This window comes from Campylobacter sp. US33a (genome assembly GCF_004378855.1).
In the GTDB taxonomy this organism is placed as follows: domain Bacteria; phylum Campylobacterota; class Campylobacteria; order Campylobacterales; family Campylobacteraceae; genus Campylobacter_D.
Genome location: NZ_RYYL01000005.1, coordinates 34,418 through 51,848, shown reverse-complemented (window position 1 = coordinate 51,848; position 17,431 = coordinate 34,418). Strand labels below are relative to the sequence as shown.

Here is a 17,431-nt window from a genome sequence, read left to right as displayed (position 1 = left end):
AGCAATTTTATTTATTTGTTTTGATGTAATTATATTTTATATGCGATATGATTTTTTATATGCTTGCCTCAAGTGTATTTTTAGCATTGCCATTAAAGACAAAAACTCTTATTGGTATTTTTACTAGTAGTTAAAATTGGAAATATGATTGTTGTGTTTGTTTTTTATTTCTATTTTGATATTGTTTGTTGCAGAGCTGATACCAAGACCGAAAAATATCTAAGTGCTCTATTTCTTTCATTAAATGATTCTATTTTACATAGAATTTTTAAGTCATCTCTGAATTTTTAAATTATCTTTTTGCTTTCTAGCGTTGGTAAGACTTAGAATTGGGTATTCTCCTAGAGTTAGTCTTTTGTATTTTAAAGTTTTAGGGCATTTATAATTAAACATAAAAGTTTTTTTACCACTTGGATAAACACAAAGAAGTAAATTATCAAAATCAGCAATATGATATTTATTCTCTTTGGCTTTCAAAGCCTTTATTTTGGTATCGTTTAGCACTTTTATTCCTTTAGATCAATAGTAAATTTTATCAAGAACAATAATAAAGTCAATAAAAAATATTTCTAAGTATAGTAAATTTAAAATAAATTAAAAATAATCTAGTATCTAACAAAGCCTTATTTTATAGGTAAATAAAAAGAGTTAGAATAAATTGAAATTAATCAAAATAAGTCCATTGGTTGCGAAGGGGAGATTTGAACTCCCGACCTTCGGGTTATGAGCCCGACGAGCTAACCACTGCTCTACTTCGCGATAATAAGATAATGTGGATGGGGTAAAGGGATTCGAACCCCTGAATGACAGGACCAAAACCTGTTGCCTTACCGCTTGGCGATACCCCAATAATTTTGTGTTAATCGCATTATAAGTAATTTAGAAATGTGATTATAGTGCAAATTAATTTTTTTGTCAAGAATAATTGATTATAATTTGGTAAAAATTACAAATTTAAGGATAAAAAATGGCTTTTATAAGCGTAGATGAAGCAATAGAGGATTTAAAAGCAGGAAAAATGTTAATAATGGTTGATGCTGAAGATAGAGAAAATGAAGGAGATTTGATTTTTGCTACACAATTTAGTACTCAAGAAAAGGTAAATTTTGCTATTAGTGAGGCTAGGGGGGTTGTGTGTGTGGCTTTAGATGAAGCTTTAGCTAAACATTTTGAATTGCCTCTTATGGTGCAAAAAAATACTTCAAATCACGAAACAGCTTTTACTATTACAGTTGATGCAAAAGATGCTGCAACAGGTGTTAGCGCGTATGAAAGAAATATGACAATAAAGATTTTTGCTGATGATAAGGCTAATGCGAATGATTTTGTAAGGCCTGGACATATTAATCCTTTGATAGCAAAAAAAGGTGGCGTTTTAGAAAGAACGGGTCATACTGAAGGAACTGTGGATTTGTGCCGTTTGGCTGGACTTAAACCCGCTTGTGTGATTTGTGAAGTGGTGAAAGAAAATGGAGATATGGCACGCAGAGCAGATTTAGAGCTTTTTTGTCAAAAGCACAATCTTAATATGATTGCCGTATCTGATATTATAGAATATCGTTTAAAACATGAGAGTTTGATTACTTTGCTTGAGTGCTCAGATGCAAGAATTGCAAATTTTGATGCTAAAAAATACATTTTTGAGGACCATAATCAAGTCAAACATATTGCTTTTTGTTTTGGAAATTTAAGAAGGAGTGAAAATGTGAAATTTCATATTAGTGGGAGTGATTTTGAGCTTTTAACTTCGCAAAAATTTAGTGAACTTTTAGAGCATATTGAATTTTTACACAAAAATGGTGGAATAATTATTTTTATGCAAGGTGAAAAAACAAGTTCTATCCAGTTTAAAAATTATGGTATTGGTGCACAAATTTTAAGGTATTTTAATATAGAAGAAATTAAGCTTTTATCTAAAAGTTGCGATAAAGAATTTGTTGGACTAAAGGGATTTGGGTTGAATATTAATAGTTACAATGTTTAAATTCAATAAAATGAAATTTATCATTAAAACCAAACATTAAATGTTTGCTTTGTTGTAAAAAATAAGTATAATTTTGTGGATTTTCTTTTTGAATTTGGTTTAATAGCTCTTCTAAGCCAAATTCAATAAAAGCTAAATTTTGTTTTTTAAACTCTAAAAGTTCCATATTTAACTCTTTTAAAATATAAAATAAATGCGAAAAATTTACATCATAAGTCATATCGCTTTTTCCAAAAAAGTTTTTCAAATTTTCTTCAAAAGGGCTGTAAATTTGATGGTTTTGATAAATTCTTAAGCTAAAAGAATTAGCAGCTTTAACTCCATAATCAAAAGTACAAAAAATAAATTTTTTCGCACTTTGCTTAATGGCATTTAAAAAATCTTCCAAAAAAGGTGAAAATTCTCCTTTTGCAAGTCCTATTTTTTCGCATTTTTCTATTAATTTTTTATCCGCATTGGCAAAATGTAAATGAAAATTTTCATTTACAAAAGCCATTTTGTTGCCATCAATTAATTCGCAAGTAAAGCTGTCAAAAAGTTCATTGCAGAAGAAAAAAGCGTTGTTGAATTGGTTTTTTTGAAGTGTTTTTATATGTTTAAATTCTATATCTTTTAAAGTATTTTTTTGTAATATTTGCAATTTTTCATGAGGTTCTAGGATAAAAAGTTCAATGTGTTTAAAAATACAAGGTCTTAAAATAAGTAAAGCACTGATAAAGTCTTTCATAAGTAAACCTTCGTTTGCACCTATTTCTATAATGCTAATAGGCAAATGAATGGAATTTTTATCTATTAAATTTAGAAAATGTTTAGCAAGCAAAGCACCAAATAAAGATCCAACGCTAACAGTTGTGTAAAAATCCCCTTTTTTACCTACCAAAACCGCATTTTTATAATAGTTTTGATGAAGCCATTGATTAAAAAATTCACTAAATTTTAACATTATTGATAAAGTGTGTTAAATTTTTGAATAAAATCTAAAGGATCTACTTGGGTATTGTTGACTAAAATTCCAAAATGTAAATGAGGTCCAGTCACTCTTCCACTAGAGCCACTAAGCCCTATAAGTTCGCCTTTTTTAACTCTTTGACCAACTTTGACTTTGATTTCTTCAAGATGATAATATTGCGAAAAAATTCCTTGTCCGTGATCTATGACAACAGATTTTCCAGCATAATAGCGATCTTTTGCAATTTTGACTATGCCTGAATTTGTAGCATAAATTGGAGTTCCTGCCGCAGCTTTAAAATCAGTCCCGCTATGATAACTCGAAAGTGTATTATTAAAAATTCTAGCCTTGCCAAAATCGCTTGTAATGGTGCTATTTAAAGGCATGATAAAATCCGCATTAAATAAAGCTTTTGAGGTATAGCTTTGATAAATTTTATTTGCTTCCTGAAATTCTTTTTTTATTCTTGCTTGAACGGATTTTGGCGGAGCGACCTTGCTTTTAGCAACTTGCAATCTTTCTTTTTGATAATTGCCTTCTTGGTACAAAATCTTATATTCTATGGTTTTATTGTTTTTATACCTTGCTTGTATGATTTTATTTTCAGGCCTTTTATAAGGTATGGCGATGATGGTTGTAACCGTATTTTGATCTTTAGGATGATTAAAATAATTAATTTTTTTACCATTGCTTTGAATGCTTAAAAGATCTTGTTTTTCGAAATTTAAAAAAAGTGCTTGCCCTTTAGTTAAATTAATATCTTGTGCAAAAATTAAAGTGCAAGCAAAAAGTAAAAGAAAAATTCTCATAAGCTAAGCTCTTTAATATCAGCAATTTTTAAAAATTCTTTATAGATGCAATAGATTAAAGCTTGACGATTTGTTTTTAATTTTTCATCTTCAACATTAATCATAACTTCATCAAAAAATGCATCAATTTGAGGTTTTAAAGCAAATAGTGACTCTAAAATTTCTTTTGTTCTATTATGTGTTAAACAAGTTTTAAATTTTTCATAAAGATCGCTTTCGGCTTTATGGGTAAATAAGCTTTCATTGATTTTGGCTTCATTTGGTGTTGCAATATTGGCTAGGCGCTTAAAGGTGCTAAAATTTTCTCCAAAATCATCCTTTTTACTTATTTCTATAAGTGCCTTAATGCAACTATCAATATAAACCAAGTCACTATTTTTAGAGCTTAAAACTGCTTTAACGAAAGAAGCATTAATATCATAAAATGTATATAATCTTTCTAAGATGAAATCTTTTAGTGCGTTGATATCAAAGCGCGGATAGTTTTTTGCTAAATGATTTAAAAGAAAATCAAGTTCAAAGGCTTTGTTTATTTTTAAAGCGATTTTGATAATTCCATTTGCTGCACGACGCAAAGCGTAAGGATCTTTTGTTCCACTTGGAATCTTTCCTATAGCAAAAAGACCCATGAGAGTGTCGATTTTATTAGCTAAAGCTACAATGCTTGAAAATTCAGTACTTGGAAGTTCTGATTTGTCTGAATTTGGAAGATATTGTTCGCGAAGTGCCAAACAAAGCTCATAACTTAAGCCCATAGTCTTGGCATAATAAGAGCCCATAATGCCTTGAAGTTCTGTAAATTCATAAACCATTTGAGTGTCTAAGTCCGCTTTTGCGTATTCTATTGCTTTTAGAATTTCTTCTTTTTTGTCGTTGCGATACATTTCACATAAAATTTTAGCAACTTCTTTTTCGCGTTCACTTTTATCTTGCATACTTCCTAAGCCTTCAAAATAAGTCATTTTAGAAAGTTTGCTTGGTTCTAGCCCGTGTTTTAAATCATTTTGCCAAAAAAACATAGCATCGCTTAATCTTGCACGCAAGACTCTTTCATTGCCATGTATGACTTTTGAGTAATCCTCGCACACTGCGTTACTAACAACAATGAAATGATTGCTTAAATTATTGTTGTTAAAAACCGCAAAATAGCGTTGATTATCTCTCATTGAAGTGATGATAACTTCGCTTGGAATTTCTAAAAATTCTTTTTCGAAATTGCCTAAAAGTGCTTTAGGATATTCAGTAATTGCCACAACTTCTGCGAGCAATTCATCATCTTGAGCGATGGTAATTTTTTGTGTTTCTTCGATGAATTTAAAATCTTTTAAAATTTTTTCTTCTCTTTTTTTTGGATCTAATAAAACATAATTTTTTTCTAAAAGCACAAAATAATCTTGAGTGTTTTTAAATTCCATTAAATCATAACTCACGCTTCTATGCACAAAAGTCTTTTTGGCGCTTTTAACCCCAAAAATTTCAAATTCCACTAATTGATCGCTAAAAATACAAGCTAAAGATCTTATGGCTCTGATAAATTCAAAGTCTTTATCACCCCAACGCATACTTTTGCCAAAATGAAGGCTTTTGATGAATTTTTCTATCATTTCGCCCAAAATTTGAGTGCTTGCAAGTCCGATGATTTCTTTTTGATGATATAAAACTTCTTTACCTTTAATTTCTTTAAAATCAAGCTCATTTTCGCTAATACCAGCCTTTTCTAAAAAGCTAAGTCCAGCATTGGTAAGTTTTCCATCTTTATAAGCTATGGCTTTTGGTGCTCCGATGATTTCAATAAAGTTATTATCTTGTTTTTCTTTAAAATCAGAATGAAAAAGCACCAAGCGTCTTGGAGTATAAAAAAATTCAAATTCGCTTTCTAAATGATATTGTTTTAAGAGTTCTTGCCATTTGTTTTTGATATTTGGAAGTTCTTTGAGTAAAGGGATAGCAGGAAGTTCTTCAACGCCAATTTCTATGAGTAAAGTTTTATTATCCATAATTTTCTCTTTATATGTGGAATTAAACGCATTATTCTATACTAGTTTTTTTTAAGCCTACATTAAATTTTTGATAAGCTCAATTAACTCTTTAGCGTTGCTAAATTCATTTTCTTTGCTTTTTTCTTCATACCATTTTGCTTGCAAATAAGGCATTTTGGCATTAAGAGCGCATTCTTCATCTTTTTTGCTATCTCCAATGAAAATACTTTTTTCATACCAAGCTTGTTCTTTTATGAGATTTGCCATCATGGGACTTGGTTTTGGCTCTATGTCAAAATTTACTCCAAGAATTTTGTGAAAATAAGGCATGATTTCGTGCTTTTCTAAGATAGGGTTTAAGGAACTTTGTGGAGCATTAGTGGCTATAGCAAGATAACAGTTTTTATTTTTACAAAATTCAAGCACATCTTTAACGCCTTCAAAAAGCACAACACTTTGCTTGTAGTGTTTTAAAAAATATTTTTCATAGCCTTCTTTAAAACTTTGATGATTAAATTCATTAAAACCATACAATATTTTTGCCCAATCTAAATTAGGAGTATTAACTATATTCATAATATAAGATCTTTCTAAAGCCTCCAAACCCAACTCATTGCGAATTTCATTCACTGCTTGTGTGATAGCATTAGCACTATCAATTAGCGTTCCATCCATATCAAAAATAATATTAATCATAATTTTCTTCCTTAAATTTGTTTTTGTGTTTATCTTTTTTATAGCTTTGTTGTTTTTTGAGTTTATCAAGATTATTAGCTTTTGTCAAAAGTTCATTTTTGCTGAATTTAAAGTCTAAGCAAGCATTAACAAAATTTTCAAGTTCTTTTGTATAGCTTGAATTTAAAACTACAGCAGGGGTTTTGTTGAAATTTTGTGCGTTTTTTAGCATTCTTTCTTGAAAAAGTTTTTCATCATAATCTTCTCTTTTTAACGCAGAGCTTGCAGAATTAGCAAATTTTTCTAAATTTCTTACATAGCGTACACGATCAAATTTTTCATTTTTTTTCATGGGCATTAAAACTTTCTAGGGTGTTTTTGTAAAGATTTAAATCATCACAAAGTACGAGCAATAAATCTTTATCTTCAAAAATCAAAGAACCACTCGCTTTGATATATTCTCCATTTCTTTTTACAAGTAAGATTATGAAATTTTCATCTAAGGCAAGTTCAGCTATGTTTTTACCAATAATTGGCGAATTTTCTTTTAGGGTGTATTGTTTTAAAATGTTATATGAAATAGGTATATTGCTAGCTTGCATTATCTCTTCTTCTTCTATGATTTTAAGTAATTTTGCAAGTGGATTAAGAGTAATTCCTTGAATTAAAATGGAAGTTAAAACGATGAAAAAAACTATATTGAAAATAAAATGAGAGTCTGCTATACCTGCAGCCAAAGGGTAGGTGGCAAGTATGATAGGCACAGTCCCTCTTAAGCCTACCCATGAGATGAAAATTTTTTCATTGAAGTTAAATTTTTTAAAAAATACAAGACATAAAAATACCGCTATAGGTCTTGCAAAAAACATGATAAAAAAAGCAATGATGCAGCCTAATAAAGCAACATTTGGCAACTCAGAAGGAAAAACCAAAAGTCCTAAGGTTAAAAAGACTACAACTTGAGCAATCCAAGCTGTACCTTCAAAAAATCCAATAAGTCCTTTTTTATACACAAATTCTTTGCTATTTGCAAAAATTCCTAGCAAATAAACACTTAAGTATCCATTAGCACCTATTTTCTCACTTAAAACAAAGGTAAGGTAAATCCAAGCTAGGGTAAAAACAGGATATAAGCCCCAGTAGTTAAATTTCAGCTTATTAATAATAAAAGGCATGCTAATGCCAAAAATATAACCACATACCAAAGCCAAGCCAAATTGTTTTAAAAAGACAAATAAAAATGTTCCTATGCTAGGTAAAGTGCCCAAAGTAATGATTTCAATAATAGTAATGGTAAGAAAAATCGCCATAGGGTCATTACTTCCGCTTTCTAGCTCGAGCAGGGGTGTGATATTGTTTTTAAGTTTCAAACCTTTAGAACGCATGATAGCAAAAACTGCTGCCGCATCAGTTGAGCTGATAATCGCACCCAATAATAAGGCATCATAAAATTTAAAATCTAAAGCATAATAGCACAATAAACTGATGATAAAAGCTGTTAATACAACACCTAAAGTGGCTAAGATTATACCTTCTTTTAAGATGGGCTTGATGAATTTAAAAGTCGTGTCAAATCCTCCAGAAAAAAGTATAAGGATTAGACAAAGCATGCTGATATCTTGAGCGATTTTTCCATTATCAAAATAAATTCCACCTATGCCATCACTCCCTGCAAACATACCTACAAAAATAAAAATAAGCAAGGCAGGGATGCCATATTTATCGCCAAATTTACTAAAAGCGACGCAAAAAAGAAATAAAACAGATAAAATCAAAACATAATCTTGCAAAAATTCTCCTAATTACTTTTTTGAATTCTGCACTCTAAGGCTTCTTGGACTAGCGTTCTAGCCAAAGCTTGTTCGGCTTTTATGATATGAGTGAAATTATTGGCATTGGAAAAAAGTATTTTTTCTAAATTTCCACTGGTTAAAACTATGGTTTGTATAGGTTTTGGATAATTTGCAATGCTTTGATAAAGCATATCAAGTTTTGCTTCATTTCCAACAGTTATCACTACAACTGAGCATTGCTCGATATTTGCAATTTTAAGCGTTTCTTCTTGAGCTGCGTTGGCAAAGCAGATATTTTCTCCACGACTGATTCCTAATTCAACCAAATTTAAATCACTTTCCAAAACCAAATAAGGCACACCTGTATTTTTGATCCTTTGTACTACTTCTTGTCCCAAACGACCATATCCAAAAATTACAATATGATCTTTAATGGTGGGTTTTGAAAAAGATAAAGGGTTTAGTTCTGTATTGGACTTATCCTCTACAACATTAGCGATTTTTTTAATATTGTTGAGGATAAAGGGCGTTAGAATCATAGTGATAATCGAAACCACAATGAGAATTTGGGCTGTTTCTAAATTTATGAGTTCCCTTCCTTGTAAAAGTGAAAAAATTGCTAATGCAAATTCGCCAATTTGCGAAATAGCAAATGCGGTTTTAAATGCTATTCTTTTTTTTGTATATAAAATTAATAAGCCATAAACAACACCAAATTTAATAAAAGAAATCAGTATAACTAAAATGCCAATTAAAAACCAGTTTTGAAATACAACTTCAAAATTAATCTGCATTCCAACAGTAATAAAAAATAAACCTAAGAGCAAGTCTCTAAAAGGCACCAAATCTGCTTCTATTTTGTGCTTATACCGTGTTTCTGCTATCAAAGCGCCCGCAATAAATGCCCCTAAAGAATATGAAAAGCCAAAATAGTGTGCTAAAAAACTCGCACCAATTACAATAAATAAAATGGTTGCAATAAAAATTTCTTGCGATGATGCTTTAATAACAAAGCGAAAAACCCTGTCGATTAGATATTTTCCGATTAAATAAAGCAGTAATAATAGTAATAAAACACTGATGAAGGTTGTAAGTAAGAGTTGTGAAATGTCGCTATTTTCAGTTGAAAAAATATCTACAAGCAATAATAATGGAATTACAGCTATATCTTGAAAAAGTAAAATTCCTAAGGCTTTTCTGCCATATTGCTCGTTAATATCGCCATTGTCATTTAGAATTTTTAAAACTACTGCTGTTGAAGAAAGAGCCAAGCTTAGTCCTATGATAATGGATATTTTTTCATTTAAACCTAAAATTCCTAAAGCTACAAAAGAACAGACTAATCCACAAATAAGAACTTGTAAACTTCCATTTAAAAATACCTCTTGTTTCATAGCAAGTAAATGTTTAAAAGAAAATTCAAGCCCTATGGTAAACATTAAAAAAACTATACCAAATTCAGCAATATGTGAAAGTTCTGTGCTATTTTGAAAATTATACAAAGAAGAAATCACGACTCCGGTTACTATATAACCAATAATAGTAGGAATTTCAAATTTTTTAAAAATAACATTTAAAACAATAGCACAAGATGTAGCAACTAAAAAAACTTGTAAAAAATTTTCCATACTTTACTTTTTTTCTTCATAAAAAATTAAATCAAAGCTATTTTTATGCTTAACAACAGATCTTGTTTTGCCATCTCTTTTATCAAGCTCTAGGCGTAATTCATCAATCAAAAGTTCAAATTCATTGATTTGATTTTTAAGTTTTAAAATAACATCAACGCCGGCTAAATTAATCCCCATATCTCTAGTAAGACGCAAAATGAGTTTGATTTTATCAATATCTCTTTGAGAATAAAGTCTTATTTTCCCGTCAGTTCTACTTGGTTCGATTAAACCTTCTCTTTCGTATTGTCTAAGAGTTTGAGGATGGATGTTTAAAACCTTAGAAACTATACTGATTAAATACACAGGTTCATCATAATTGTGTTCCATATTTTACTCCTTTAAGGTAGTTTACTTTCTAGCATTCTAATAAGCTCAGGATCGAGTTTTGTTATATCAGGCAAAATAATATTTAAAATCAAATACATATCCCCGTAAATATCGTTTTTTCTATTTTGCACCCCATAGCCTTTAAGGCGAATTTTTTGTCCATTTCTAGAATTTGGAGCTACAGTTATGGTGGCTTCTTTTTTATTTTCTTTAAGGGTATTTATTGTGATTTTTCCACCAAAAAGTGCGGTTTTTAAAGAAATGTCTATTTTTTGATATAAATCATCATCTTCTCGTTTGTAAATTTCACTTTCTTCAATCTCTACTTGGATAATTAAATCTCCACTTTGTCCATAAGATTTTTTGCCTTTGCCGCGTGCTCTTAATTTTTCTCCGTTTTTGATGCCATGTGGGATTCTTATTTTAATATTTTCCCCTTGATAAGAAAAACTGTATTCTCCACCTAAAACAGCGGTATTGAAAGGAATTTTGATTTTTGTATTTAAGTTTAAATCTTGTTCAAAATCACTTTCGAAACCCGAATTTGAAAAATCCCCAAAGCCAGATTTAAAGCCGCCACCAAAACCTCTTGAATTAAAACCCCCAAAGCCTCCCCCAAAAAGATTTTTTAAAATATCATTAATATCCGCTCCTCCTGCACTTCTTGAAAAATCATGAAAACTTTGTCCTCCAAACATAGAGTCGCCATATTGATCATATTGGGCTTTTTTTTGCGGATCGCTTAAAATTTCATAAGCGGCATTTATCTCTTTAAATTTTTCTTCTGCACCTTTTTCTTTATTAATATCTGGATGATATTTGCGTGCCAATCTTCTATAGGCTTTTTTTATTTCATCAGCACTAGCATTTTTTGAAACTCCTAGGGTTTCATATAAACTACTACTCATATTTTTTTACCTTTTTTAGTTAAATTATCGTTTTTTGATCGAAGTATTATACTAAAAACTTTAGTCTTAGTCAATCAAGTTTTATAAATTTTTATCACTCAAGTTTTTATCTAATTCATTTACAATTTGGTAAATTACAAATTTTATACTTTTAATTCAAAAACTATTTTGAAAAGGGATGAATTATGTTAAAAAAAATAATTTTATCAACCACGATAGCAAGTTGTCTTTTTGCGGCAAATATTGCTTTTAATGAAGCAGATTCTAAAGTGGAACGCATTGATGCAAATGGACAAAATTCTGGTATTTTATCTTATCATAATGCTATTAAAGATGTTAAAAAATCGGTTGTGAATATTTCTACTTCAAGAACGGTTACTAGATCAAATCAGCTAGGTATTGAAGATTTTTTTAATGATCCATATTTTAAACAATTTTTCGGTTTTAATTTTCCGCAACCTCAAAACAAACCCAATAAAGAAGTTGTGAATTCTTTAGGCTCTGGTGTGGTTATTTCTGATAATGGTTATATTATTACCAATAATCATGTGGTTGAAAATGCTGATGTGATTAATGTAAGCTTGCCTGATAGCGATATAGAGTATAAAGCAAAATTAATAGGAACAGATCCAAAGACAGATTTGGCGGTGATTAAAATTGAAGCCAATAATCTTTCAGCGGTTACTTTTGCTGATTCTGATGAGTTGATGGAAGGAGATGTAGTATTTGCTTTGGGAAATCCTTTTGGTGTCGGTAGTAGCGTTACAAGCGGGATTATTTCAGCGCTTAATAAAAATAATATTGGTTTGAACCAATATGAAAATTTTATCCAAACTGATGCTTCTATTAATCCTGGGAATTCAGGCGGTGCTTTAGTGGATAGTAGGGGATATTTAGTGGGGATTAATTCTGCTATTCTTTCTCGCGGGGGAGGAAATAACGGCATAGGCTTTGCTATCCCTTCTAATATGGCAAAAGATATAGCGAAAAAACTTATAGAAAAGGGTAAAGTAGAAAGAGGAATTTTAGGTGTTACTATTGCTGCTTTATCTAAAGATTCTAAAAAAGTATATAAAAATCAAGAAGGTGCGTTAATTACTAGCGTAGAAAAAGGATCTTCTGCGGATATAGGTGGCTTAAAAAGAGGAGACTTGGTGCTTAAAGTGAATGAAAAAACCATTAAAAATCCTACAGATTTAAAAAATTATATTGGCACTTTAGAACCAAATAAAAAACTTACTGTAAGCTATGAAAGAGATGGAAATATCAATACGACAAGTTTTGTTCTTAAAGGCGATAAAGATAGTTCAGGTATTGTAAAAGATGTGATACAAGGCTTGAAACTTCACGAACTTGATGCGAATTTAAGATCGAGACTAAAAATTCCAACTAATATTAATGGGGTTGTAGTGGTTGAGGTTGCGCAAAAATCTAAAGCCTTTGAGCTTGGTTTTAAAGCGGGAGATCTTATCATTGCTGTTGAACAAACTGAAATTAAAAATTTAAAAGAATTAGAGCAAGCTTTGAATAAACTTGCTAAAAATACTCCGGCTAAAATTTGGATTTATAGAGATGGCTATGCTCAATTGCTTATTTTAAAATAAAAGGAAAATTATGGTTAATATTTTAATGATAGAAGATGATTTAGAATTAGCAGAAATCATTAGTGAATATCTTGAACAATTTGATATGAAAGTTGATATTGCTCATGAGCCTTATATAGGGCTTTCAAAGCTTGCTTTAAAGGAGTATCAACTCATTATCTTAGATCTTTCTTTGCCCGGACTTGATGGGCTTGAAGTGTGTGAGGAAATTAGAAAAAAATACGATACACCTATTATAATTTCTAGTGCTAGGCATGATATTACAGATAAGGTAAATGCTTTGGATCTGGGTGCTGATGATTATCTTCCTAAGCCTTATAATCCAAAAGAACTTCAAGCACGTATTAAGAGTCATTTAAGACGCATTTCAAATACCAAATCAACAGTAGCAAAAGCAACAAAAGACTTGGTTTATGATCAGTTTAAACATGTTATTACTATGAAGGGACAAGAGATCAATCTTACTAATGCTGAATTTGATATTTTGAGTTATTTGATTAAAAAAGAAGGTGGGGTTGTAAGTCGCGAGGAACTTGTGTATAATTGTTCATCTATTAGTGAAGATTCAAGCAATAAAAGCATTGATGTGATTATTAGCCGTATTAGACAAAAAATGGGCGACGATCCTAAAACTCCAAAGTATATACATTCGATTCGTGGTATAGGTTATAAACTTGTTCAATGAATAAATCTTCTATTTTTTATCTCATTACTTTTATTTTTATTTTTGCTAGTGTCAGTGTGATACTAGCATTTTTATGGCTTATAGAGTATGATCAACAAAATTACACCAAAGAGCTAAATACTAAATATTCTTTGATTGCTAATACTAGATTATTACAGTTTAATGGGGTAATTAGCGAAAGTGAATTTCAAGAACAAACCAAAAATTATAAAATGGTTTTAATCGAAGATCCTAAGGAGATTAGATATGTGATTTTTCGCGGAGAGGTTTTAGATCAAGCACAAACTACTACAGGATTAATTAAAATCATTACTTTAGATAGGCAAATTTTTTTAAGTATCATTTATGAAGGCAAACTTTATCTTTACAAAGATAAAGATTATCAAGCGTATAGATATTTTATCATCAAAGCCATTGCGGTTGGGGTTATCTTGATGCTTATTGTACTGTATATTTTTATCATTCGTAAATTAAAACCTTTGAAAACTCTTAAAAAACAAATTGCAAAATTTGCTGAAAATAAATTAGATGAAATCAGTAATGTAAGTTCAGGAAATGATGAAATTTCACAGGTTGCAGATGCTTTTTATAAAGCAATTATGCAGATTAAGAAACTTAATCAGTCGAGGCAATTTTTCATTCGCAATATTATGCACGAGCTTAAAACCCCTATTACCAAAGGGCTTATTACGCTTGAAATGCTTGAAGATAATAAATACAAAGAAAGATTAACTAATATCTTTAACCGACTTGAAATTTTAATCAATGAATTTGCTGCTATTGAGCAAATCACATCAGGCGCCGCTTTTATTAATCGTAAAAAATATAATATCCTTGATATTATTGATGAAGCTAAGGAAATTGCCATGAGTGATGATAGAAATGTGCAAATTTCGGTACAAGAAAGTTTTTATATCAATGTGGATTTTAAACTTTTTACTACAGCAGTAAAAAATATGATTGATAATGGAATTAAATATTCTGATAATAGAATGATGCAAATTTATATCACAAAAGAGCATTTGTGTTTTAAAAATAAAGGAAATGAGCTTGGCAATAGTTTAGAGCATTACACTCAAGCTTTTACTCAAGGTATGAAACAAAAAGATAGTTTTGGTTTGGGGCTTTATATTGTAAATACTATTTTGGAATCTCATAATTTAAAATTTGATTATGAATATAGAGATGGATATAATTTTTTCTATTTTAAAAATTTACAAAATATTATTTTGAAAGACTAGAAACTGAAATTAATTATAGGTTTTTAAGTTTTTCAAATTCATTCATTAAAGTTGTTCTTAAATTTTCGCTTAATTCTTCGGAATTTTCTAGGTATTCAATGATAAGATTTTCAAATTCTTTTAAAAAGCCAAACAGCTCTTCTTGCCATATAGCGTCGCTTTTATTGCTTAAATTCATAGTTTGAATGAAAGTAAGCTCTCTGCTTAGATCGCTTAATTTTTCAAGGAATTCATCTTTTTTTTCTGTATCCTTTAATGCGAAAATTCCATTTTGTATATTATCTTTAAATTTTTTAATATTTTCATCAATAATATCGCAAAATTTAGGGTAAATATCTGCTTTTATAGGTTCTAATAAAGCTTTTTCGTCTATATTGATCGTTAATTTTTTAAGGGCAAAATAAAGTAACAAAAAAGCCAAAGCCGCAATTAGTAAATAAATACCCATTCTAAATCCTTAATTTAAAGCTTGCATTCCACCATCTAAATTTACACTAGCAATGCCTAATTCTTGCAAAAGCAATTCGCACGCAAATCTACTTCTGTGTCCGCTGTGACAAATAAAAGCGATTTTTTTATCATCTTTTGGAAGTAGGGGTTTTAAATCTTTTATAAAATCAGTATTTAAAATTCCGCGATTATCATGCATTGCCACGCAAATAGCTCCATCTAATATCCCATCTTCTTCCCATTCAGCTGGAGTGCGAACATCAAAAATTTGATATTCGCTTAAATCTTGCTTAGTCCAAATGCTCGCAGGGATATTTTCTATCATGAAAAAGCCTTAGTGATAATTTTTGTAAGACTTGCGTTAAACTCAGCTGGATTATCCACACCCATACCTTCGCTAAGTTTAGCCATGTTTAAAACCAAAGTCGCTATATCTGCACTAAAAGTTTCATTATTTTTAAGACCTGTAAAAATCGCATGTTTTGGATTGATCTCCAAAATAGGCTTAAAAGTTTGCTCTTGTCCCATTTGTTTTAAAAGCTGCTGCATAGCAAAATCAGGTTTATTTTTATCATAAACTATACAACTTGGACTATCTTTTAAACGGCTTGTAAGACGGACATCTTCAACTTGATCTTTTAAAAGCTCTTTAAATTTGGCTACAAGTGGTGCAAATTCATTTTTTTCTTCATCGCTTAATTCATTTTTATCCTCAACTTGATTAATGGCTACAAATTTTAAGCCCTCGTATTCTCCAAGCATTGGGGTTACTAAAGAGTCAATCTCATCATCCATAAGCAATACTTCTATACCCTTTTGTTTATATTCCTCAAGTAAGGGCGAATTTCTAAGCAGACTTTCATTATTTCCCGTGATATAAAAAATTTCTTTTTGTTCATTTTGTAAGTCATTTTTATATTCTTCTAAAGAACGCAAATTTTCACCTTTAGTGCTTTTATAAAGCATAAGTTTTAGCAAGCTTTCTTTTTCTCCGCCGAAACCATAAAGTCCTTCTTTTAAAACTTTTCCAAAGTTTTTGAAGAAAGATAAATATTTTTCCTTATCTTTATTTTTAAGTTTTTCAAGTTCGCTAAGTATTTTTTTAACACTAGCCTCTTTGACACCTTTTAAAATTTGATTTTCTTGTAAAATTTCGCGACTCACATTAAGCGGCAAATCTTCCACATCGATAATTCCGCGCACAAAGCGCAAATAAGTTGGCAATAATTCTTTATCATCATCGCTAATAAATACGCGTTTTACATAAAGTTTTAATCCGCTTTGATAATCCACACGATAAAGATCAAAAGGTGCATTTTGTGGGATAAAAAATAAGGAATTGTATTCTAATTTTCCTTCGCTTTTAGTATGGAGATAAAGTAAAGGTTTGTTTGAATCGTGAAAATTTTGCTCGTAAAATCTTTCATAATCTTCAATTTTAAGGCTTGATTTTTGCATTCTCCATAAAGCATTTGCTTTATTAATTTGTGAAATTTTAAGCTCGGTTTTCCCTTCTTCTTCGCCTTCTTTTGCAGGGGTAAATTCTTCTTTTTCCATAAAAATTGGAAATTGTATATGATTGGAATATTTTTCTATAATGCTTTCAATTCTATAAGAATTTGCAAATTCGTCATCTTTTAAATGTAAAGTTATTGTCGTGCCTTGCTCTTCTTTTGTAGAATCTTCTATCTCATAGCCATTTGCATCAGAAGTCCATAAATACGCCTTTTCATCTAAGGCTTTTTTACTTAAAACTTCGATTTTTTCCGCTACCATAAAAGCAGAGTAAAAGCCAACACCAAACTGCCCAATTAGTTGAGAGTCTTTTTTGGCATCACCGCTTAAATTTTCTAAAAAGCTTTTTGTGCCACTTTTTGCAATAGTTCCAAGATGGTTGATAAGATCATCTTTGTTCATACCTATACCATTGTCACTAATAGTGAGAATTTTTTTATCTTTATCAACCTTGATTTCTATTTTTGGTTCAAATTTTAAGCTTTTGTATTTATCGTCACTGACGCTTAAAAAGTTAAGTTTATCTAAAGCATCGCTTGCATTTGAAACAAGTTCTCTTAGAAAAATTTCCTTGTTAGAATATAAAGAATGTATCATTAGTTGTAAAAGTTGATTGACTTCAGTTTGAAACTGCATATTTTCTCCTTATTTTAATTTTTAAAAGCGATATTTTAACAAAAAAATCAAAATTAAAGGTAATTTTTTAGGCTTAAAGTCTTAAAGCCTAAATGTTTTAATTTTCAAAAGTAGCTTTTTGGTTTTTTAAATCTTTCATATTCTCTAAAATTTCATTTTTCATACATCATCTGCCAAACTACAAATGAAAAAGCTTGAAGTAA

The 17,431-nt window shown here is 30.1% G+C and carries 17 protein-coding genes and 2 tRNA genes; 4 read left to right on the top strand and 15 right to left on the bottom strand.

Features of this window, described 5'->3' with window-relative positions; all coding sequences use genetic code 11:
* Positions 1-273: 273 nt before the first annotated feature.
* From ELQ16_RS04720 to ELQ16_RS04710, 3 genes are all read right to left on the bottom strand, one after another.
* Positions 274-504 (bottom strand): Arm DNA-binding domain-containing protein, encoded by a 231-nt coding sequence (locus tag ELQ16_RS04720; protein ID WP_134238420.1) that lies wholly within the window; start codon positions 502-504, stop codon positions 274-276.
* 179 nt (positions 505-683) lie between these two features.
* Positions 684-759, bottom strand: a tRNA-Met gene (locus ELQ16_RS04715).
* A gap of 14 nt (positions 760-773) precedes the next feature.
* A tRNA-Gln gene (locus tag ELQ16_RS04710) sits at positions 774-848 on the bottom strand.
* A gap of 119 nt (positions 849-967) precedes the next feature.
* On the opposite strand from ELQ16_RS04710, the gene ELQ16_RS04705 reads away from it, so the two are divergent.
* Positions 968-1,984: a bifunctional 3,4-dihydroxy-2-butanone 4-phosphate synthase/GTP cyclohydrolase II gene (locus ELQ16_RS04705; RefSeq protein ID WP_134238419.1), complete on the top strand. Its 1,017-nt coding sequence runs from the start codon at positions 968-970 to the stop codon at positions 1,982-1,984.
* Here ELQ16_RS04705 and ELQ16_RS04700 read toward each other — a convergent pair.
* The 9 genes from ELQ16_RS04700 to ELQ16_RS04660 are packed head-to-tail and all read right to left on the bottom strand — an operon-like array spanning position 1,965 to position 11,097.
* Positions 1,965-2,927, bottom strand: coding sequence for an SAM-dependent methyltransferase (locus ELQ16_RS04700; protein WP_134238418.1), 963 nt, complete (start codon positions 2,925-2,927; stop codon positions 1,965-1,967). The genes ELQ16_RS04705 and ELQ16_RS04700 overlap by 20 nt on opposite strands.
* Positions 2,927-3,742 (bottom strand): M23 family metallopeptidase, encoded by an 816-nt coding sequence (locus tag ELQ16_RS04695; RefSeq protein WP_134238417.1) that lies wholly within the window; start codon positions 3,740-3,742, stop codon positions 2,927-2,929. Before ELQ16_RS04695 ends, ELQ16_RS04700 begins: the two co-directional genes overlap by 1 nt.
* Positions 3,739-5,739 carry a glycine--tRNA ligase subunit beta gene (gene glyS / locus ELQ16_RS04690; protein WP_134238416.1) on the bottom strand — a complete coding sequence of 667 codons (2,001 nt, stop codon included), beginning with the start codon at positions 5,737-5,739 and terminating at the stop codon, positions 3,739-3,741. The genes ELQ16_RS04695 and glyS overlap by 4 nt, the downstream gene beginning before the upstream one ends.
* 57 nt (positions 5,740-5,796) lie before the next feature.
* On the bottom strand, positions 5,797-6,417 hold the full coding sequence (locus ELQ16_RS04685; protein ID WP_134238415.1) for an HAD family hydrolase: 621 nt from the start codon (positions 6,415-6,417) through the stop codon (positions 5,797-5,799).
* The gene (locus ELQ16_RS04680; protein ID WP_134238414.1) at positions 6,410-6,748 is read right to left on the bottom strand and encodes a hypothetical protein; all 339 of its coding nucleotides are present in this window, start codon (positions 6,746-6,748) and stop codon (positions 6,410-6,412) included. Before ELQ16_RS04680 ends, ELQ16_RS04685 begins: the two co-directional genes overlap by 8 nt.
* On the bottom strand, positions 6,735-8,186 hold the full coding sequence (locus ELQ16_RS04675) for a potassium/proton antiporter (protein WP_134238413.1): 1,452 nt from the start codon (positions 8,184-8,186) through the stop codon (positions 6,735-6,737). The genes ELQ16_RS04680 and ELQ16_RS04675 overlap by 14 nt, the downstream gene beginning before the upstream one ends.
* 8 nt (positions 8,187-8,194) lie before the next feature.
* Positions 8,195-9,817: a cation:proton antiporter gene (locus tag ELQ16_RS04670; protein ID WP_134238412.1), complete on the bottom strand. Its 1,623-nt coding sequence runs from the start codon at positions 9,815-9,817 to the stop codon at positions 8,195-8,197.
* Positions 9,818-9,820: 3 nt separating this feature from the next.
* The gene (locus ELQ16_RS04665; RefSeq protein WP_134238411.1) at positions 9,821-10,189 is read right to left on the bottom strand and encodes a heat shock protein transcriptional repressor HspR; all 369 of its coding nucleotides are present in this window, start codon (positions 10,187-10,189) and stop codon (positions 9,821-9,823) included.
* Positions 10,190-10,200: 11 nt separating this feature from the next.
* Positions 10,201-11,097 carry a DnaJ C-terminal domain-containing protein gene (locus tag ELQ16_RS04660; protein ID WP_134238410.1) on the bottom strand — a complete coding sequence of 299 codons (897 nt, stop codon included), beginning with the start codon at positions 11,095-11,097 and terminating at the stop codon, positions 10,201-10,203.
* A 185-nt stretch (positions 11,098-11,282) separates the two neighbouring features.
* Here ELQ16_RS04660 and ELQ16_RS04655 point away from each other — a divergent pair, with 185 nt between their 5' ends.
* From ELQ16_RS04655 to ELQ16_RS04645, 3 genes are read left to right on the top strand one after another with little or no spacing between them, the layout of a single operon-like run.
* Positions 11,283-12,701 carry a DegQ family serine endoprotease gene (locus ELQ16_RS04655; protein WP_134238409.1) on the top strand — a complete coding sequence of 473 codons (1,419 nt, stop codon included), beginning with the start codon at positions 11,283-11,285 and terminating at the stop codon, positions 12,699-12,701.
* Between the two features lie 10 nt (positions 12,702-12,711).
* Positions 12,712-13,386 carry a response regulator transcription factor gene (locus tag ELQ16_RS04650; protein ID WP_134238408.1) on the top strand — a complete coding sequence of 225 codons (675 nt, stop codon included), beginning with the start codon at positions 12,712-12,714 and terminating at the stop codon, positions 13,384-13,386.
* Positions 13,383-14,627 (top strand): ArsS family sensor histidine kinase, encoded by a 1,245-nt coding sequence (locus ELQ16_RS04645; protein ID WP_134238407.1) that lies wholly within the window; start codon positions 13,383-13,385, stop codon positions 14,625-14,627. Before ELQ16_RS04650 ends, ELQ16_RS04645 begins: the two co-directional genes overlap by 4 nt.
* A 13-nt stretch (positions 14,628-14,640) precedes the next feature.
* On the opposite strand, the gene ELQ16_RS04640 is transcribed toward ELQ16_RS04645, so the two are convergent.
* Genes ELQ16_RS04640 through htpG form a run of 3 tightly spaced genes read right to left on the bottom strand, consistent with a single transcriptional unit; the run spans position 14,641 to position 17,228 of the window.
* Entirely contained in the window at positions 14,641-15,075 is a 435-nt protein-coding gene (locus ELQ16_RS04640; RefSeq protein WP_134238406.1) for a hypothetical protein, read from the bottom strand.
* A 9-nt stretch (positions 15,076-15,084) separates the two neighbouring features.
* Positions 15,085-15,402, bottom strand: a complete 318-nt coding sequence (locus ELQ16_RS04635) for a rhodanese-like domain-containing protein (RefSeq protein WP_134238405.1) — start codon at positions 15,400-15,402, stop codon at positions 15,085-15,087.
* The gene (gene htpG, locus ELQ16_RS04630; protein ID WP_134238404.1) at positions 15,399-17,228 is read right to left on the bottom strand and encodes a molecular chaperone HtpG; all 1,830 of its coding nucleotides are present in this window, start codon (positions 17,226-17,228) and stop codon (positions 15,399-15,401) included. The genes ELQ16_RS04635 and htpG overlap by 4 nt, the downstream gene beginning before the upstream one ends.
* Between the last annotated feature and the right edge of the window lie 203 nt (positions 17,229-17,431).